Annotated in this window: 16 protein-coding genes; 11 read left to right on the top strand and 5 right to left on the bottom strand. The window is 72.7% G+C overall.

The window, feature by feature from the left end; all coding sequences use genetic code 11:
• Nucleotides 1–49: 49 nt before the first annotated feature.
• The 5 genes from ACFOWE_RS14340 to rocD all read left to right on the top strand — a co-directional run bounded on the left by ACFOWE_RS14340 (nucleotide 50) and on the right by rocD (nucleotide 5267).
• The gene (locus ACFOWE_RS14340; protein WP_377287800.1) at nucleotides 50–1627 is read left to right on the top strand and encodes a CDP-alcohol phosphatidyltransferase family protein; all 1578 of its coding nucleotides are present in this window, start codon (nucleotides 50–52) and stop codon (nucleotides 1625–1627) included.
• Nucleotides 1624–2334 carry a DUF5941 domain-containing protein gene (locus ACFOWE_RS14335; protein WP_377287798.1) on the top strand — a complete coding sequence of 237 codons (711 nt, stop codon included), beginning with the start codon at nucleotides 1624–1626 and terminating at the stop codon, nucleotides 2332–2334. The genes ACFOWE_RS14340 and ACFOWE_RS14335 overlap by 4 nt, the downstream gene beginning before the upstream one ends.
• A 152-nt stretch (nucleotides 2335–2486) precedes the next feature.
• On the top strand, nucleotides 2487–2939 hold the full coding sequence (locus ACFOWE_RS14330) for an Lrp/AsnC family transcriptional regulator (protein ID WP_377287796.1): 453 nt from the start codon (nucleotides 2487–2489) through the stop codon (nucleotides 2937–2939).
• 179 nt (nucleotides 2940–3118) lie between these two features.
• Nucleotides 3119–4009, top strand: a complete 891-nt coding sequence (ddaH, locus tag ACFOWE_RS14325; protein WP_377287794.1) for a dimethylargininase — start codon at nucleotides 3119–3121, stop codon at nucleotides 4007–4009.
• Nucleotides 4010–4055: 46 nt separating this feature from the next.
• The gene (gene rocD / locus ACFOWE_RS14320; protein ID WP_377287792.1) at nucleotides 4056–5267 is read left to right on the top strand and encodes an ornithine--oxo-acid transaminase; all 1212 of its coding nucleotides are present in this window, start codon (nucleotides 4056–4058) and stop codon (nucleotides 5265–5267) included.
• A gap of 66 nt (nucleotides 5268–5333) precedes the next feature.
• Here the strand turns inward: rocD and ACFOWE_RS14315 are convergent, their stop codons facing one another.
• Nucleotides 5334–6890: an alkaline phosphatase D family protein gene (locus tag ACFOWE_RS14315; protein WP_377287790.1), complete on the bottom strand. Its 1557-nt coding sequence runs from the start codon at nucleotides 6888–6890 to the stop codon at nucleotides 5334–5336.
• Between the two features lie 169 nt (nucleotides 6891–7059).
• Between ACFOWE_RS14315 and ACFOWE_RS14310 the strand changes: the two genes are divergently transcribed.
• Nucleotides 7060–8430, top strand: coding sequence for a Glu/Leu/Phe/Val family dehydrogenase (locus ACFOWE_RS14310; RefSeq protein WP_377287788.1), 1371 nt, complete (start codon nucleotides 7060–7062; stop codon nucleotides 8428–8430).
• 91 nt (nucleotides 8431–8521) lie between these two features.
• Here ACFOWE_RS14310 and ACFOWE_RS14305 read toward each other — a convergent pair whose 3' ends face one another.
• Nucleotides 8522–9466, bottom strand: a complete 945-nt coding sequence (locus tag ACFOWE_RS14305) for an NAD-dependent epimerase/dehydratase family protein (RefSeq protein ID WP_377287786.1) — start codon at nucleotides 9464–9466, stop codon at nucleotides 8522–8524.
• A gap of 203 nt (nucleotides 9467–9669) precedes the next feature.
• Between ACFOWE_RS14305 and ACFOWE_RS14300 the strand changes: the two genes are divergently transcribed.
• A complete protein-coding gene (locus tag ACFOWE_RS14300) occupies nucleotides 9670–10368 on the top strand; it encodes a TetR/AcrR family transcriptional regulator (protein WP_377287785.1) in 699 nt (232 codons plus the stop codon).
• Between the two features lie 141 nt (nucleotides 10369–10509).
• On the opposite strand, the gene leuA is transcribed toward ACFOWE_RS14300, so the two are convergent.
• A complete protein-coding gene (gene leuA / locus ACFOWE_RS14295) occupies nucleotides 10510–12216 on the bottom strand; it encodes a 2-isopropylmalate synthase (RefSeq protein ID WP_377287784.1) in 1707 nt (568 codons plus the stop codon).
• 371 nt (nucleotides 12217–12587) lie between these two features.
• On the opposite strand from leuA, the gene ACFOWE_RS14290 reads away from it, so the two are divergent.
• Nucleotides 12588–12833 (top strand): DUF2630 family protein, encoded by a 246-nt coding sequence (locus tag ACFOWE_RS14290; RefSeq protein WP_377287783.1) that lies wholly within the window; start codon nucleotides 12588–12590, stop codon nucleotides 12831–12833.
• A gap of 2 nt (nucleotides 12834–12835) precedes the next feature.
• Here the strand turns inward: ACFOWE_RS14290 and ACFOWE_RS14285 are convergent, their stop codons facing one another.
• On the bottom strand, nucleotides 12836–13900 hold the full coding sequence (locus ACFOWE_RS14285) for a hypothetical protein (protein WP_377287782.1): 1065 nt from the start codon (nucleotides 13898–13900) through the stop codon (nucleotides 12836–12838).
• On the bottom strand, nucleotides 13897–14991 hold the full coding sequence (locus ACFOWE_RS14280; protein ID WP_377287781.1) for a transporter substrate-binding domain-containing protein: 1095 nt from the start codon (nucleotides 14989–14991) through the stop codon (nucleotides 13897–13899). The genes ACFOWE_RS14285 and ACFOWE_RS14280 overlap by 4 nt, the downstream gene beginning before the upstream one ends.
• Before the next feature lie 275 nt (nucleotides 14992–15266).
• Here ACFOWE_RS14280 and ACFOWE_RS14275 point away from each other — a divergent pair, with 275 nt between their 5' ends.
• Genes ACFOWE_RS14275 through ACFOWE_RS14265 form a run of 3 tightly spaced genes read left to right on the top strand, consistent with a single transcriptional unit; the run spans nucleotide 15267 to nucleotide 17624 of the window.
• Nucleotides 15267–15569, top strand: a complete 303-nt coding sequence (locus ACFOWE_RS14275; protein WP_377287780.1) for an urease subunit gamma — start codon at nucleotides 15267–15269, stop codon at nucleotides 15567–15569.
• Nucleotides 15566–15919 carry an urease subunit beta gene (locus ACFOWE_RS14270; RefSeq protein ID WP_377287779.1) on the top strand — a complete coding sequence of 118 codons (354 nt, stop codon included), beginning with the start codon at nucleotides 15566–15568 and terminating at the stop codon, nucleotides 15917–15919. The genes ACFOWE_RS14275 and ACFOWE_RS14270 overlap by 4 nt, the downstream gene beginning before the upstream one ends.
• Complete coding sequence (locus tag ACFOWE_RS14265) at nucleotides 15909–17624, top strand: urease subunit alpha (RefSeq protein WP_377287778.1); 1716 nt, start codon at nucleotides 15909–15911, stop codon at nucleotides 17622–17624. The genes ACFOWE_RS14270 and ACFOWE_RS14265 overlap by 11 nt, the downstream gene beginning before the upstream one ends.
• Nucleotides 17625–17633 lie beyond the last annotated feature (9 nt).

Raw genomic sequence — 17633 nt, 5'->3', positions numbered from 1 at the left:
CCCGCCACGTTCGACCCGGTTCCACCTCACCCCCGCACGAAAGGGTGCCATGCCCCGCGTGGTCCTGCTGGGCTCACCGCCCGGCCCCGATGCCGCCCCCGGCCAGTCGACGCCGCCCGCCGCGCTGACGCTGACCGCGCTCCCCGGCTCCCCCACGGTGATCGGCAAGCTGCACGGCCAGCTCGCCTCGCTCGACCCCGCGCCGGTGACGATCGCCCGCACCGGCGACGCCGCGGCCTACCAGGGGTTCCCGGGCACGCTCGTCGAGACCTCCGACCTGGCCGGCGACCTGCGCGCCGTGGCCGAGGCGGCCGAGCAGGCCACGGAGAACCTGCTCATCCTCCCGGCCGACTCGCTGGTCCACGACGAGCTGCTCTACCAGATCACCAAGTCCAAGCGCGGCGCGCTCGCGCTGATCACCAAGGAGCCCCGGGAGGAGGACGAGAACGGCGACGCCATCGTCCCGGACGTCCCCATCGAGGAGGCCCAGCCGGAGATCGGCGACCGCACCCTGGAGGGCCTCCCGGTCCGGGTGCGCGCCTCCAAGTCGCGTGTGATCTCGGTCGGCTCGGCCTACCACGCGGTGACCCGGCCCAACTCGGTCCTGCTCGGCCCGCTGCACGTGCACCTCAAGAACGCGCCGGCGCTGGCCGAGGCGGCCCGCGAGCTGGCCGGCATGGCCCACCTGTTCGGTCCCGATGACGACCTGGTCCAGCTGCTGGTGCTGGGCCTGGTGCGGCGCGGCGTCTCGGTCGGCATCCGCGGCCGCCGCGACCTGTTCTACCGCCGGGTCACCACGCCGGCCGAGGCCGAGCAGTTCCCCGCGGAGATGGCGGCCTTCAACGAGGACCGGGCCCGGCTGGACAACGCGGTCAAGGGCGCCGACGGCTTCTTCACCACGTTCTTCGTCAGCACCTACTCGCGCTTCATCGCCCGCTGGGCGGCCCGGCGCGGGCTGACGCCCAACCAGGTCACGCTGATCTCGATCGCCCTGGGCGTGGCCTCCGCGGCGTGCTTCGCGACCGGTGAGCGCCTCGGGATGGTCGCCGGCGGGCTCCTGATCTACTTCGCGTTCGTCTTCGACTGCGTCGACGGGCAGGTCGCCCGGTACGCCCGCAAGTTCGGCGTGCTCGGCGCCTGGCTGGACGCCACCTTCGACCGGTTCAAGGAGTACGTGGTCTTCGCCGGGCTCGCGGTCGGCGCGGCCGTCTCCGGCGTCGGCGACGTCTGGACGCTGGCCCTGGTCGCGCTGGCCCTGCAGTCCATCCGGCATCTGCTGGACTTCTCCTTCGGCGCGGCCAACCGGCGCAGGCCCCCGTCCCCGCTGCCGTCCATCCCGCTCTCGGTCGTCTCCGACACCCCGCTCCGCACCGCGCTGGAGCAGCGCAGGGCCGCCCGCAGCAGCGGGATCCGCAACCTGCTGAAGATGTGGAGCAAGGCCGGCAAGTTCCGGGCCGTGTACTGGGTCCGCAAGATGGTCGTGTTCCCGATCGGCGAGCGCTTCGCCGCCATCGCGATCACCGGCGCCCTCTTCGACGCCCGGATCACCTTCCTCACGCTCATCATCTGGGGCTCCGTCGGGGCCGCCTACTCGCTCACCGGACGTCTGTTGAGGTCGCTCGCATGATCACCCAGCCGCAGGCCACCCCCGCTCCGGACCCCTACGAGGAGCGCCTGCGCGTCCAGACCGCGCGCCTGCTCGCCTACCGCGACGACGGCCCGCTGGTCACCGCGCTCCGCCGGGCCGTCGGCCCGGGCCTGCCCCCGGTTCCGGCCGCCCTCGTGGCGCTGCTGGCCGTCGTCGTCCTGGCGATGATCGGGACGCGGGGCTCCGGCCCGATCCTGGCCGTCCCGTCGCTCGTCATGGTGGTGCTGGTGCTGCCCACCGCGGCCCGCGACCACCTGGGCAAGCTCGACTGGCTGGTCCCGCCGCTGATCCGGGGCACCGAGTTCCTGGTCATCATCCTGGCCGGCCTGGCCGTCGGCGCGCCCAAGTGGCTGGTCTTCGTCCTGCTCTACGTGATCGGCTACCACACCTACGACACGGTCTACCGGACGCGCCAGGGCATCTGGCCGCCCGACTGGGTGTTCCGCGCCGGACTGGGCTGGGAGCTGCGGGTCCTGCTGGTCGGGGCGGGCGCCGCGCTGGACGTGCTGACCTGGGTGCTGGCCGTGCTCACCGCCTACCTGGGCGTGATGTTCGCCGTGGAGAGCGTGACGAGCTGGGTCCGGCTGGACAAGGCGTCGGCCGCCAGGGCCCAGGAGAGCGACGACCTGGAGACCTCCCCGGAGGAGGCCCTGGAGCAGGCGACCGGCGAGGCCGAGCCGGCCTGATCCCGCCCGCCTCCGGCCGGGCTTCCCCGCCCGCCGTACGGGCGGGATCCCGAAGAAGGGCCGCGACGCCGCGTCGCGGCCCTTCGCCGTGTCACCGGCCCGCGCCGCGGGGGCCCGGCACGTCCCTCCCGCGGGCTGTGTTACAAAACAGCGTGGAGTTGGACCGGCTGGATCGCGACATCATCGGGGCGCTCGTCGAGGACGCCCGTGCCACCTACGCCGAGATCGGGCAGCGGGTCGGCCTGTCGGCGTCGGCGGTGAAACGGCGGGTGGACCGGCTGCGCGAGACGGGGGCGATCACCGGGTTCACCGCGCGGGTGGAGCCCGCGGCGCTCGGCTGGACCACCGAGGCGTACGTCGAGCTGTTCTGCGCGGGGAAGACCTCGCCGGCGGAGATCGGGGTGGCCGTGGCCCGGCATCCGGAGGTGGTCTCCGCGTGCACGATCACCGGTGAGGCCGACGCGCTGCTGCACATCCGGGCGACCGACGTGCGGCACGTGGAGCGGGTGATCGAGCGCATCGCCGCGGAGCCGTTCGTGGTGCGGACCAAGAGCTCCATCGTGCTCTCCCGGCTGATCGACTCACCCTCGTTGGCTCCGCTGTGACCCCCTCCGGCCTCTCCGGCGGCCCCGCGCAACGAATCCCCGCCGCTGTCCGGAAGGACGCAAGAAAGCCGCGCATACGCGCATGACAGGCGTCTTGGCCTGCGTGAACGCCGTTTCTAGTCTGTTGCCGTCCGCGACCCGACGTCCTCTATGAGAGGTGCGCCATCACCGCCAGCAGCATGACCACCGAGACGCCCGGCCAGGAGATCCACCCGGGCGCCGCCTCTCCCGCCGCCTCCACCGCGCCGTGGCCCGGCGCGGAGAGCGGGCAGAGCACGACGAAGCACTTCCTCATGTGCCGGCCCGAGCACTTCGCCGTCGAGTACGCGATCAATCCGTGGATGGACCCCTCGGCGGGGGCCGACCGCGACCTCGCGATCCGGCAGTGGGAGGAGCTCCGGAGCGTCTACGAGGGCCTCGGGCACCGGGTCAGCCTGATCGATCCGGTGGAGGGGTTGCCGGACATGGTCTTCGCCGCCAACGGCGCGCTGGTCGTCGGCGGCCGGGTGTACGGCGCGCGGTTCAAGCACCCCGAGCGCGCGGCCGAGGGCCCGGCCTACCTGGAGTGGTTCGTCCGCAACGGGTACGACCGGGTGCGCGAGGCCTCCTTCACCAACGAGGGCGAGGGCGACTTCCTCACCCTCGACCACGTCATCCTCGCCGGGACCGGCTTCCGCACCGACATCACCGCGCACTCCGAGGCCCAGGAGTTCCTCGGCCGCCCGGTCGTCACCCTGCGGCTGGTCGACCCGCGTTTCTACCACCTGGACACCGCGCTCTTCCCGCTGAACGGGCACAACGTGGCGTACTTCCCCGGGGCCTTCTCTCCGGGAAGCCAGGAGGTGCTGCGCCGGCTCTTCCCCCACGCCGTCATCGCCGACGAGGACGACGCGGTCGTGCTGGGGCTCAACGCCGTCAGCGACGGCACGCACGTGGTGGTCAACGCGGAGGCGGCCGGCCTGCGGCGTACGCTCGAGCACGAGGGCTTCAAGGTCGTCCCGGTCGACATGTCCGAGCTCCGCAAGGCCGGTGGCGGCCCGAAGTGCTGCACGCTCGAGATCCGGGGATGAACGCGCATGCCGCACAAGAGCGAACCAGGAAGACGGTGACACGCCGATGACCAGCACGGCCGAGCTCATCGAGCTCAGCGAGCGCCGCAGCGCGCACAACTACCACCCGCTCCCGGTCGTGATCCGCGAGGCGCAGGGCGCCTGGGTGACCGACGTCGAGGGGCGGCGGTTCCTGGACTGCCTGTCCGGCTACTCCTCCCTGAACTTCGGCCACGGCAACCCGAAGATCATCCAGGCGGCGCGGGACCAGCTCGACAGGCTCACCCTGACCAGCCGCGCCTTCTTCCACGACCAGTTCGCCGCCTTCGCCGCCGGCCTGGGCGACCTCACCGGCAAGGACATGGTCCTGCCGATGAACACCGGCGCCGAGGCCGTGGAGACCGCCGTCAAGACGGCCCGCAAGTGGGGCTACGAGGTCAAGGGCGTCGCCGCCGACCAGGCGAACATCATCGTCATGGAGGACAACTTCCACGGCCGCACCACGACGATCGTCAGCTTCTCCACCGACCCCGACGCCCGCGGCGGCTACGGCCCCTACACCCCCGGCTTCAAGATCGTGAAGTACGGCTCGGCGGAGGCGATCCGCGAGGCCATCGACGACAACACCGTCGCGGTGCTGCTGGAGCCCATCCAGGGCGAGGCCGGCGTGCTCGTGCCCCCGGACGGCTACCTCACGCAGGTCCGCGAGCTCTGCACCGAGAACAACGTGCTGATGATCGCCGACGAGATCCAGTCCGGGCTCGGCCGTACCGGTGAGACCTTCGCCTGCGACCACGAGGGCGTCGTCCCCGACGTCTACGTGCTGGGCAAGGCGCTGGGCGGCGGCGTCGTCCCGGTCTCGGCCATCGCGGCCGACGCCGGCGTCCTCGGCGTGATCAGGCCGGGGCAGCACGGCTCGACCTTCGGCGGCAACCCGCTCGCCTGCGCGGTGGCGTGCGCGGTCATCGACCTGCTGAACACCGGGGAGTACCAGGCGCGGGCCAAGGAGCTGGGCGCCGTCCTGCACGAGCGGCTGGGGCGCCTGGCCGGCCGGGGCGTGGTGGCCGTACGCGGGCGGGGCCTGTGGGCGGGCGTGGACATCGACCCCTCCCTGGGCACCGGCCGGGAGATCTCCGAGGCGCTGATGCGCCGGGGCGTCCTGGCCAAGGACACCCACGGCTCCACCATCCGCCTCGCCCCGCCGATCGTCATCTCCGAAGAGGACCTCCTGTGGGCCGTCGAGCAGCTGGCCGGCGCGCTGGAGGACCTCGCCGGCTGACTCCTCCGGGCCGCCCGCGCCCCGCGCGGGCGGCCCTCAGGCCGTGAGCTCTCAGACCGTGAGCTCTCAGACCGTGAGCCGCACCTCGGCCATCTCGGTGACGCCGCCGACGGTGGTGGCGGTGTCCCAGCGCGCCGAGGGCGCCTCGTCCAGGGTGAGCGTGGCGATCGCGTTGGAGAACCACGGCCCGTCGGTGATCCGCCACCGGATCGGGGGCCGGGGCACCCGCGCCAGGCGGGCGAGCCCGCCGCCGATCAGGGTCGCGACGCCGAACTGGGCGACGATGTTGGCCAGGCGGAGCGTACGGCTGAGCGGGTTGCGGATCGGCGAGCAGACGAGCTGGTGGATCGGGTGCCGCCGGACCTTGGCCGCGTAGGAGTAGTGCACGTCCCCGGAGAGGATGATCACCGGCTTTCCCGTCCTCACCAGGAGCCGGGCCAGGTCCTCGAAGGAGCGCCGGAAGGCCGACCAGTGCTCCAGGTCGATCCCCTGGCGCAGCAGCTCCGACAGGCGGGCGACCCCCTTGCCCCACGCGCCCTGCGCCAGGACCTCGTTCCAGGTCTGCACGTGGTGGATGCCCGCCGGGAGCAGGAACGGGATCGACGAGCCGATCACGAGGCGCTCGGCCCCGTCCCGCTCCAACTGCTCGGTGAGCCACTCCCACTCGACCGGGTCGATCATGCGCCGGTCCCCGGGGGTGAGCCGGCGGGAGCAGCGGGTGTCCAGCATGATCAGCCGGGTGGCGCCCAGGTCGCGGGCGTAGCTCCACCTGCTGTCCGCGGGAACGGCGTCGGCGTGCTCGGCGAAGGCGTCGAGGATCTCGCCCCCGTCGCCCTCCGCCGCGCACAGCTTGCCGAGCAGTCCGTCGGCGTCGCGCTCGGCGGGTGACAGGTTGCCCAGGTGCTGGTAGATCCAGTAGGCGCCCAGGCCCGCGACCACCCGGCGCGGCCACCACTCCACCTCGGCCATCTTCGCGCGCCAGTCCGCCGAGGTGTTCCAGTCGTCACGCAGGTCGTGGTCGTCGAAGATCATCGCGCTGGGCACGGTCGAGAGCAGCCAGCGGATCTCCGGTTCGGTCCAGGCGACCCGGTACAGCTCGGCGTACTCCTCGAAGTCGGCGATCTCCTTCTTCGGCTCGCCGTCCCGGCGGGCGGCGATGAAGTCCAGCATCTCGGCGGACGGCTCGTCGGCGTAGACCTGGTCGCCGAGCAGGAGCAGCAGGTCGGGCCAGTCCTCCTCGGCCGCCTCCTTCAGGCGCAGGCCGTAGGAGCGCAGCACGTCCACCCCGTGCGAGATCGTGTGCAGCGCGTCGTGCGGCACGCTGGTCCGGCAGGAGCCGAACATCACCTTCCGGGGGCCGGCGGGCCCGAGCAGCCGGATGCGGCTGGGCGGCTGGCCGGGGATCGGCCAGACGCGCTCGCCGTCGAGGCGGACCTCGTAGGCGCCGCCGCCCGCCACGTCCACGACGGCGTAGTGGTGGCCGTGCACGGTGAACGTCCGCGCGCTCCCCCCTGCCCGCCCTGCCTCGACCGTCACCTCGCAGGGCTCGCTGGTCTCCACCCAGATGGAGGCTCTGACCTCGTCCACGTAGCGCAGCAGCGGCCCCACCACGAGTTCTGGCACGTTCGTCCCCTCAGCCACTACACAATGGCGGATCTCCTATGAAAAGCCTGCCATATCGGCGTGTTCCGCTCCCACTGCCCAAACGGTTGGATCGGTAACAGCGGATCGGCGCACGTGACCCATCGCACACCGGCCGGCCACGAGAACGCAACACGGCCGACTTCGCGCGGTGACACTCCGTGACTACGCTGATCACAACAACAACCCCGGGCAGGGCAACGGCGCCCTGCCCGCCGTATGGAGGACTCCCTTCATGTCGATCACGGTGCCGTCAACGACGCCGGCAACCACGTCCCTGCTCAGCCCGGGCCGCCAGGCCCTCGACTCCGCGCTCTTCCAGCTCGACCAGGCCGCCGACCGGCTCGGCCTGGACGACGGCCTGCGCACCATGCTCGCCACGCCCCGCCGCTCACTGACCGTGGCGGTGCCCGTGCGCCGCGAGGACGGGCGGATGGACGTCGTGCAGGGCTTCCGGGTCCAGCACAACATCACCCGCGGTCCCGCCAAGGGCGGCATCCGCTTCCACCCGTCGACCGACATCCACGAGGTCACCGCGCTGGCCATGTGGATGACCTGGAAGTGCGCGCTGGTCGGCATCCCGTACGGCGGCGCCAAGGGCGGCGTCGCCGTGGACCCGGCCTCGCTGACCACGCGCGAGCTGGAGCGGGTCACCCGCCGCTACGTCAACGAGATCCTGCCGATCATCGGCCCGGAGCGGGACATCCCGGCCCCCGACGTCGGCACCGACGAGCAGACCATGGCCTGGATCATGGACACCTACTCGGTGAACGCGGGCTACTCCGTGCCCGGCGTGGTGACCGGCAAGCCGATGACCCTCGGCGGCTCCCTGGGCCGGGCGGGCTCCACCTCCCGCGGTGTGCAGATCGCCGCGCTGAAGGCCCTGCCGGGCTCGCCCGAGGGCCGCACCGTCGCGGTCCAGGGCTTCGGCAAGGTCGGCGCACCGGCCGCCCGCTACCTGGCCGACGCCGGCTGCCGCGTGGTGGCGGTCTCCGACGTCACGGGCGCGGTGGTGAACACCTCCGGCCTCGACGTCGACGACCTGCGCGCCTGGGTGGCCGAGACCGGCGGCGTGTACGGCTACCGCCGCGCCGACGCGCTGACCCACGCCGAGCTGCTGGAGCTGGACGTCGACATCCTCGTCCCCGCGGCGCTGGAAGGCGTGATCAACGAGGAGAACGCCTCCCGGGTCAGGGCCCGCCTGGTCGTGGAGGGGGCCAACGGCCCCACCACGCCCGAGGCGGACCGGATCCTGGCCGACGCGGGGGTCACGGTGGTCCCGGACATCCTGGCCAACGCGGGCGGGGTGATCGTCTCCTATCTGGAGTGGGTGCAGAACCTGCAGGCCCACTCCTGGAGCGCGGCCGAGGTCGACATGAAGCTGCGCGACCTGATGGAGCAGTCCTACGACGCCGTCGCGGAGACGGCGGCCTCCCAGGGCGTCACCCTGCGGCAGGCGGCCCACCTCATCGGCGTCGGCCGCGTCGCCGAGGCCCACCGCCTGCGGGGCCTGTACCCGTGACGGTTCCTCAGGCCCGGCCGATCCGGGCCTGAGCGCCGACCCGCCGGGGTCCGGTCCACCGGGCCCCGGCGTCCTCGGCCGGCCGTACGGATCACGCCGCGGCGGCCCGGTGCTCGCGCCACCAGGCGATCGTGGCGGTCAGCGCCTCGTCCATCGGGGTGGGGGCCAGGCCGAAGGTCCGCTGGAAGTCGGTGGAGTCGAGCACGAAGGGCCGCGTGAACTGGTAGCGCAGCTCCTCCAGCTCGCCGAGCACGGGTGAGAAGGCGCCCGCGGTGCGCAGCAGCCAGTGGGGCATGGCCCTGACCTCCGGGCGCGGCACGCCCGCCAGCGCGCAGAGCCGCCCGGCCAGCTCGCGGTAGGTCGACGCCGGGTTCGTCGGCACGTGCCAGGCCCGGCCCCACGACCGGTCGTCGGCCGCGGCGGCCACCAGGGCCCGGGCCACGTCCGGCACGTAGGTCCAGCTGTGCGGCCGGTCGGGGTCGCCGATGTGGCGGACGGTCTTCCCGGCCAGCAGCCGGGGGACGAAGCGCTCGCCCAGGTGCGACTGGTCCCGGCAGCCGGGACCGAAGTAGTCCGAGCCGCGCACCTCGGTCACCCGGACCCGCCCGGCCTCGTGCGCGGCCAGCGCCTCCCGCCACATGCGGACCCGGATCGCGCCCTTGGCGCTGGGCGGGGCGAGCGGGTCGCTCTCCTTCATCGGCCGGTCGGGGGCGGCGTAGACGTAGAGGTTGCCGAGGATGACGTAGCCGGCGCCGGTGGCCTCGGCGGCGGACAGCATCGACGCGGCCATCGGCGGCCAGTCCTGCGCCCAGCGGTGGTAGGGCGGGTTGGCGCAGTTGTAGATCGCCTCGGCCCCCGCGGCCAGGCCGGTCAGCCGCTCCCGGTCGGCCGCGTCGGCGGACTCCCTGCGGATCCCCGGCAGGTCGGGGCCGGAGCCGGAGCGGCTGACGAGGACGACCTCGTGGTCCTGCCCGGCCAGCAGCCGGGCGACGTGGGAGCCGACCTGCCCGGCCCCGACGACGACGTGCTTACCCATGTCGATCTTCCTCTCACTGGTTCCGGACGAGCCGCAGGGCGGCGTTGACGGCGAAGACGTGCACCGGTCCGGCAGGCAGCGCCGGCATACGGGCATCCTTTACGGATTGTCGTTCCGTTGCGAGAGCAATGCTCTCCCATTGGAGCGGCAATCGTCAAGAGCAGTGCTCTCACTTTCATCCATCGCTCTGGTACGGTCGTCGCATGAACGCAGGCCGTACAGCACGGGAACGGGTCCGGGCCGAGCTGACCCGCGAGATCACCGACATCGCCCGCAGGCAGCTGGCCGTCGAAGGCGCCGCGGGCCTCTCGCTGCGCGCGGTGGCCAGGGAGATGGGCATGGTCTCCTCGGCGATCTACCGCTACTTCCCCTCGCGGGACGACCTGCTCACCGCGCTGATCATCGACGGCTACAACGCGATCGGCGAGGCCGTGGAGGAGGCCGACGCGGCCTGCCCGCGCACCGACCACACCGGCCGGTGGCTGGCGGTCTGCCACGCCGTGCGTGACTGGGCGCTGGCGCACCCGCACGAGTACGCCCTGCTGTACGGCTCACCGGTGCCCGGGTACAAGGCCCCGATGGACACCGTGTCCGCCGCCGTGCGCGACACCGTGGTCTACGGGCGCATCCTCTCCGACGCCCACCGCGCCGGAGTGCTGGACCCGCCGGGCGTCTGCCCGCCCGTCCCCGCGTCGTTCGGCCGGGACGCGGCGCGGGTGCGCGAGGTCATGCCCGACGTCCCCGACGAGGTGGTAGCCCGCGCCCTGGCCGCCTGGACCGGCCTGTTCGGCTGGGTCAACTTCGAGCTGTTCGGCCAGTTCAACGGTGTGATCCTCGATCCGGCCCCGGCCTTCGAGCACACCATGCGCTGCCACGCCGCCCTGCTGGGCCTGCCCGCCTGACCCCGGCCCCGGTCCGGGAACCCGCCCCGGACCGGGCGGGCCCGGACGCCTCGGATCCCGGAGACGGCTCGGCCGCGCTCCCGCGAGGTTCGCGGGAGCGCGGCCGGGAAGAGGGAACGGGTCGGCAGAGGCGCCGGAGGGTCAGCGGGCGGCGCGGTTGACGGCGGAGATGATCGCCTTCAGGGCCGCGGTGGTGGTGTTGCCGTCGATGCCGACCCCCCACAGGACCTGGTCGCCGACCTGGCACTCGACGTAGGAGGCGGCCTTGGCGTCGCTCCCGGCGCTCATCGCGTGCTCGGCGTAGTCGAGAACCCGGACCTGGACGCCGACGCTGGCCAGGGCGTCGCAGAAGGCGGAGATGGGGCCGTTGCCGGTGCCGGAGACCTCGCGGATCTCCCCCTCGACGCGCAGGTCGGCGCCGATGGCGTCCTCGCCGTCGCCGGTGGAGGAGTGCCGGTGGGCCAGCAGGCCCAGACGGCCCCACGGGCTGGCCGGGTTCGGCAGGTACTCGTCGGTGAAGGCCTCCCACATCGCGGCCGGGGTGATCTCGCCGCCCTCGGCGTCGGTGCGGGCCTGGATGACGCGGGAGAACTCGATCTGCAGCCGGCGCGGCAGGTCCAGGTGGTGGTCGGCCTTCATGATGTAGGCGACGCCGCCCTTGCCGGACTGGCTGTTGACCCGGATCACGGCCTCGTAGGTGCGGCCGATGTCCTTGGGGTCGATCGGCAGGTACGGCACCTCCCAGGTGAACCCGTCCACCGGCACGCCCGCCTCGGCCGCGTCGCGCTCCAGGTGCTCGAAGCCCTTCTTGATCGCGTCCTGGTGGGAGCCGGAGAAGGCCGTGTAGACCAGCTCGCCGCCCCACGGGTGGCGCGGGTGGACCGGCAGCTGGTTGCAGTACTCGACGACGCGGCGGACCTCGTCGATGTCGGAGAAGTCGATCTCCGGGTCGACCCCCTGGGAGAAGAGGTTCATGCCCAGCGTGACCAGGCAGACGTTGCCGGTGCGCTCGCCGTTGCCGAACAGGCAGCCCTCGATCCGGTCGGCCCCGGCCATGTAGCCCAGCTCGGCGGCTGCGACGGCCGTGCCGCGGTCGTTGTGCGGGTGCAGGGACAAGATGATCGAGTCGCGGTGGGCCAGGTTGCGGTGCATCCACTCGATCTGGTCGGCGTAGACGTTGGGCGTGGCCATCTCGACCGTGGCGGGCAGGTTGATGATGACCTTGCGCTCCGGGGTCGGCTGCCAGACCTCGTTGACGGCGTCGCAGACCTCCACGGCGTACTCCAGCTCGGTGCCGGTGAAGGACTCCGGCGAGTACTGGAAGTGCACGTCCACGTCGGAGGCGTCGGCCAGCTTCTTGCAGAGCTTGGCGCCCTCGACGGCGATCGCGGTGATGCCCTCGCGGTCCTGGCCGAAGACGACCCGGCGCTGCAGCGTGGAGGTCGAGTTGTACAGGTGCACGATGGCGGACTTCGCGCCCTGGATCGCCTCGAAGGTCCGCTCGATCAGCTCGGGCCGGGCCTGGGTCAGGACCTGGATCACGACGTCCCCGGGGATCCGGTCCTCTTCGATGATCTGGCGGACGAAGTCGAAGTCGGTCTGCGAGGCGGCCGGGAAGCCCACCTCGATCTCCTTGAAGCCCAGCCGTACCAGCAGCTCGAACATCTTGAGCTTGCGGTGGGGGTCCATCGGGTCGATCAGCGCCTGGTTGCCGTCACGCAGGTCCACCGCGCACCACCGGGGCGCCTTGGTGATGACGTTGTCCGGCCACGTGCGGTCGGTCAGCCGGACCGGCCGATAAGGGCGGTAGCGCTGGAACGGCATGGGGCTGGGCTGCTGCGGATACATCTGGCTCGTGCTCCTCGGCTCGAAGACTGTCGCGGCCGACACGCATGGCTCGCACCGCGACGAGGGAGCCGGCCTTCTACAGGCCCTCGTCGCGGCGGCTAAGGAGAAGCAGCCCGCGCAGCACGCATAGCACGTTATCAGACCGTTCTCGATGCACGAGGCGCCGGTCTCACATGCCGGGACGGCGGTTCCACGGCCGGGAGGTCCCGCCGGGGTACGGCGCCGGGCGCCGCGCCGCCCGCCCGGACCACCACGACACCCGTCCTGAGCTGCGGAAAGACTGCTCCCGGCGGCCGGCGCACCCGGCCGCCGGACGGGCGCCGGAGCCCGGTCGGATACAGTCCGAAAAGGAGCCCAGACAGGGGGAGCCCATGAAGGACGCTGACATCCTCGCCCACATCAACCGCCTCATCGCCGAGGAACGGGATCTGCGCGCGCTGCTGGCGTCCGGTTCGATCTCCTCCCACGAGGAGAACCACCGGATCAGGTCGATCGAGGAGGCCCTCGACCAGGCGTGGGACCTGCTCAGGCAGCGCCGTGCCCACCGGGAGTTCGGGGAGGACCCCAACGCCGCGGAGCCGCGGCCGGTCGACGAGGTCGAGGAGTACCGGCAGTAGTCTCAGCCGCCGGCGGGCCGGGGGCGGTCCCTGCCGTATCCCGCCGGACGGCCCGGGCACCGCGGGTCGCTGGGCTTCTCCAGCGGGTCGGGCGCGAACCACGCGAGCACGCTGTGCTCGACGTACCAGCGGTGCAGGGCCACCCTGCTGTGCGGGATCTGGCCGAGGTCCGGACAGAGGAACTGGGAGAGCACCACCCCGTTGGGGATGAACCGTACGGTGCCGTCGCGGTCGAGGAAGGTGGAGAACCTGTCGTCGGCCGTGATGACGTAGCCGAGCAGCACCTTCCCGGCGATCTCGGCGTCCTCGCTCTCCCGGGAGACCTCCATGCCCACCAGGGGCAGGATGGGCGCCTGCACGACCACGGCCGCGCTGAACAGCGGCGCCACGACCAGCAGCGAGACTGCCAGGGCGGAGGTCAGCACGGCGGCGGCGCGGGCCGGGATCGGGCCGGTCAGCAGCACGGACAGGCCCGGAGGCAGGGTGAGCAGCACCGCGGTGACGGTGTCCCCCGCGGCGAACGCCTGGCCGATCGCCGGGGCGAGCCAGAGATAGAGCCCCGCGGCCACCACCGCGGGCAGCACCAGGGTGAGCAGGACGGCCAGGTCCCGGCGGCCGGGTGCGCGGTCGTGGACGGTCAGGCCCAGCACCGCCAGCGAGAGCATGGCGAGCGTGGGCAGGAAGCGCAGCTGCCAGCTCGCCAGGCCGGTCAGGACGGAGAGCACCACCACCCAGTCGGGGACGCGGTCGGCCGCCAGTGAGAGCCAGGACGACCGGCCGGTGCTGACCCGGTAGAGGGTGCCGAGGGCGCGGGCCACCAGCACGAAGGCGGGCAGCACCCACAGGGTGGTCAGCAGCACGGCGGTGAGCAGGCCCAGCGCGCTGACGTGCTGGACCAGCAGGAGCAGCGTCTGGGTGTCCTGGCGGCTGGCGTACCAGAGCCGCGCCACCAGCAGCGCCAGCGGGAAGGCCGGCAGCGCCGCGAACAGCCACTGCTGGCTGCCGCCGTGCGGGCGCGCGGGCCGTCCGCGCTTGTCCGGCGGCCCGCCGTACCATCCCTCGGTCATCCGACGTTCCGCTGCGGGATCCCCCGCTCCCACGGCCAGCGCCGCACCTCGGGCTCCGGCACGGCGGGCTGGGTGCTCCCGGCGATCTGCTCCTTCGGGTCGTGCGCCTGCATCGGGCTGATGAACCGCTCGTAGGCCTCCTCCCAGCGCGTGTCCTGCGGGTCGGTGGCGGAGCGGTGCAGCGAGAGGTCGACGAGGGTGCGCAGCGCCTGGTTGCTCCCGGCGTTGACGGCCCACTGCTCGACGGTCTCCAGCCCGATGTCGTGGTGCTCCAGCAGGTCCGGGGTCTCGGCCACGAACCCGGCGAGGATCGCGGTGTCGGTCGTGACCGCCTCGTACACCTTCTCCTTGAGCCCGGTGACGCAGTCGCTGATCCGGTTCTTCCGCGTGACGTCCGCCCCGGCCCGGTCGATCTCGGCCTCGGAGGTCGAGGCGGCGAGGGTGCAGACCTTCGCGCCCTTCAGCTGCGTCAGCGACGTGATCTCGGCGTGCCCCTTGCGGGTGATGACCGACTGCTGCGTCTCCAGATAGGGCGCGGAGAACCCGATGGCGCGGTTGGCGCGGCGGGCGGGGGTCACGCTGAACGAGGCCACGACGAGATCGACCTTCACGTGCCGCCCAGCGCTGTTCCTGGCCGTCATCCGGGCCCGGTCCTCCGTCTCGATGGACAGGAACTCGACCTCGCTCGGCCGGAAGCCGAGATCCGCGGCGATCATGAGGGCGATCTGGATGTCGAAGCCCTCCCAGCTCCCGTCGGGCCGGCGGACCGCGATGCCGGGGGTGTCGTCCTTCACCCCGACCAGGAGGGTCCGCCTGCCGTTCAGTCCCGCCTGCTCCAGCAGCTCCGCCTCCGTGGGCGGTCCCGTCCGCAGGACCGTCCAGCCGGCGACGAACACCGCCGCGACGACCGCGGCGAGCCAGCCGGCCAGGCGCAGGCCGCGGCCCTCCAGCAGGCGGGCGGCGGGCGGCGGCGGGGGGACCGTGTCCGCGGGCGGAGGGGGCGGCGGATCGGAGGGCCGCCCCTCCCCCGGCTCCGGCCCCGGTCGTGCTCCTCTGCCGCCTACGGCGCCCCTCGTCCATCCGATGCGCATAGACGCCCTCCGGGTCCGGATTCCTCCGTTTCTGCGGGAATCTGGGGGCAGAGTACGACAGCCACCGGCGGTCGCGCGCGCGCCGTCGCCAACGGTCACCAAGAAGTGATCAAATCGCGAGCGGCCGGCGCGCCCCCTCCCCCGGGGTCCATGAGCGGTCCCGGAGCCGGTCCCGCGCACGGCCCGTCCCGGCCTCGCCCGGTGCGCGCGTCCCGGAAACGGACGCGACATCGGCGGGCAACACCGCCGAAACCCCCGGTTCCTATGGTCCGGGGATGCGGCTCACACCACACGAGCGGGAGCGCCTGCTCATCCACGTCGCCGCCGGTGTCGCCCGCGACCGCAGGTCCCGGGGGCTCCGGCTCAACCACCCCGAGGCGACCGCGGTCATCGCCTCCTTCCTGATGGAGGGCGCCAGGGACGGGCGCACCGTCGCCGAGCTGATGGAGGCGGGGCGCACGGTCCTGTCCCGGGACGACGTCATGGACGGCGTGCCGGAGATGCTGGAGTCGGTGCAGGTCGAGGCCACCTTCCCCGACGGCACCAAGCTCGTCACCGTCCACCGGCCGATCCCGTGACGGACTCCGCGGCCGGCGGGACGCCCGTCCCGGGCGAGATCGTCTGCGGCCCGGACCCGATCCCGCTCAACCCGGGCCGGGAGCGGGTGACCGTACGCGTCGTCAACACCGCGGACCGGCCGGTCCAGGTCGGCTCGCACTACCACTTCGCCGCCGCCAACCCGGCCCTGCTCTTCGACCGCGAGGCGGCCTGGGGCACGCGCCTGGACGTCCCCGCCGGTACGGCGGTGCGCTTCGAGCCCGGCGTGGAGCGCGACGTGGCGCTCGTGCCCCTGGCGGGCCGCAGGATCGTCCCCGGGCTCCGCCCGGAGCAGGCAGGCCCTCTCGACGGGAGCCCCGATGTTCGTTGAACGGTCCCGCTACGCCGCACTGTACGGCCCCACCACCGGGGACCGGATCCGGCTGGCCGACACCGACCTGCTCGTCACCGTCACCGAGGACCTGTCGATGGGCCCGGCCGGCGCGGGCGACGAGGCGGTCTTCGGCGGCGGCAAGGTCATCCGCGAGTCGATGGGCCAGTCCCGGACGACACGGGCCGAGGGCGCCCCCGACCTGGTGATCACCGGGGCGGTGGTCCTCGACCACTGGGGTGTGGTCAAGGCGGACGTCGGAGTGCGCGGCGGCCGGATCGCCGCGATCGGCAAGGCCGGCAACCCCGACATCATGGACGGCGTCCACCCCGACCTGGTGATCGGCCCGTCCACCGAGGTGATCGCCGGCAACGGGAGGATCCTGACCGCCGGCGCGATCGACTCCCACGTCCACCTGGTCTGCCCGCAGATCCTCGACGAGGCCCTGGCCTCCGGGGTGACCACGGTCGTCGGCGGCGGCACCGGCCCCGCCGAGGGCACCAAGGCGACCACGGTCACCGGCACCTGGTACCTCGCCCGGATGCTGGAGTCCCTCGACGCCTGCCCGGTCAACGTCGCGCTGCTCGGCAAGGGCAACACGGTCGCCGCCGAGGGGCTGCTGGAGCAGCTGCGCGCCGGGGCCTCCGGCTTCAAGCTGCACGAGGACTGGGGCACCACCCCGGCCGCCATCGACGCCTGCCTCTCGGTCGCCGACGCCACCGGCGTGCAGGTGGCGATCCACACCGACACCCTCAACGAGGCCGGGTTCGTGGAGTCGACGCTGCAGGCGATCGGGGACCGGGCGATCCACGCCTACCACACCGAGGGCGCCGGCGGCGGCCACGCCCCCGACGTCATCCGGATCGCCTCCTACGGCAACGTGCTGCCCTCCTCGACCAACCCGACCCGTCCGCACACGGTCAACACGCTCGACGAGCACCTCGACATGCTGATGGTCTGCCACCACCTCAGCCCCTCGATCCCGGAGGACCTGGCGTTCGCCGAGTCCCGGATCCGGCCGTCGACGATGGCCGCCGAGGACGTGCTGCACGACCTGGGCGCGATCTCGATGATCGGCTCCGACTCCCAGGCGATGGGCCGGGCCGGCGAGACGGTCATCCGGACCTGGCAGACGGCGCACGTGATGAAGCGCCGCCGGGGCGGGCTGCCCGGCGACGGCGGGAGCGACAACCTCCGCGCCCGGCGCTACGTCGCCAAGTACACGATCTGCCCGGCGGTGGCGCACGGCCTGGACGGCGAGGTCGGCTCGGTCGAGCCCGGAAAGCTGGCCGACCTGGTGCTGTGGAGCCCGGCCTTCTTCGGGGTCAAGCCGGACCTGGTGCTCAAGGGCGGGGTGATCGCCCACGCCCAGATGGGCGACGCCAACGCCTCCATCCCCACCCCCCAGCCGGTCATGCCCCGCCCGATGTTCGGCGCCCTCGGGGCCACCGCCGCCGCCACCTCGGTCCACTTCGTCGCGCCGCTCGCCCTCGAGGACGGCCTGGCCGACCGGCTGGCCGTACGGCGGCGCCTCGTCCCGGTCGCCGACGTCCGCCGCCGGGGCAAGGAGAGCATGCCGCTCAACGACGCGCTGCCCCGGATCGACGTGGATCCGGACACCTTCGCCGTCCGCGTCGACGGCGAGCTGATCGAGCCCGCCCCGGCCGAGGTGCTGCCCATGGCCCAGCGCTACTTCCTGTTCTGAGGAGGGACC

This window comes from Planomonospora corallina (assembly GCF_042650625.1).
Classification (GTDB): Bacteria; Actinomycetota; Actinomycetes; order Streptosporangiales; family Streptosporangiaceae; genus Planomonospora_B; species Planomonospora_B corallina.
The sequence above is the reverse complement of the archived record's forward strand: the minus strand, read 5'-3'. Positions and strand labels throughout refer to the sequence as shown.

What these genes read in the sequence shown, in the direction of transcription:
- ACFOWE_RS14300 (WP_377287785.1), top strand. Translation starts at nt 9,670, where the DNA reads ATGAACGCAGGCCGTACAGCACGGGAACGGGTCCGGGCCGAGCTGACC.
- leuA (WP_377287784.1), bottom strand. Translation starts at nt 12,216, where the DNA reads ATGTATCCGCAGCAGCCCAGCCCCATGCCGTTCCAGCGCTACCGCCCT.
- ACFOWE_RS14280 (WP_377287781.1), bottom strand. Translation starts at nt 14,991, where the DNA reads ATGCGCATCGGATGGACGAGGGGCGCCGTAGGCGGCAGAGGAGCACGA.
- ACFOWE_RS14305 (WP_377287786.1), bottom strand. Translation starts at nt 9,466, where the DNA reads ATGGGTAAGCACGTCGTCGTCGGGGCCGGGCAGGTCGGCTCCCACGTC.
- ACFOWE_RS14285 (WP_377287782.1), bottom strand. Translation starts at nt 13,900, where the DNA reads ATGACCGAGGGATGGTACGGCGGGCCGCCGGACAAGCGCGGACGGCCC.
- ACFOWE_RS14265 (WP_377287778.1), top strand. Translation starts at nt 15,909, where the DNA reads ATGTTCGTTGAACGGTCCCGCTACGCCGCACTGTACGGCCCCACCACC.
- ACFOWE_RS14275 (WP_377287780.1), top strand. Translation starts at nt 15,267, where the DNA reads ATGCGGCTCACACCACACGAGCGGGAGCGCCTGCTCATCCACGTCGCC.
- ddaH (WP_377287794.1), top strand. Translation starts at nt 3,119, where the DNA reads ATGACCACCGAGACGCCCGGCCAGGAGATCCACCCGGGCGCCGCCTCT.
- ACFOWE_RS14340 (WP_377287800.1), top strand. Translation starts at nt 50, where the DNA reads ATGCCCCGCGTGGTCCTGCTGGGCTCACCGCCCGGCCCCGATGCCGCC.
- ACFOWE_RS14290 (WP_377287783.1), top strand. Translation starts at nt 12,588, where the DNA reads ATGAAGGACGCTGACATCCTCGCCCACATCAACCGCCTCATCGCCGAG.
- rocD (WP_377287792.1), top strand. Translation starts at nt 4,056, where the DNA reads ATGACCAGCACGGCCGAGCTCATCGAGCTCAGCGAGCGCCGCAGCGCG.
- ACFOWE_RS14335 (WP_377287798.1), top strand. Translation starts at nt 1,624, where the DNA reads ATGATCACCCAGCCGCAGGCCACCCCCGCTCCGGACCCCTACGAGGAG.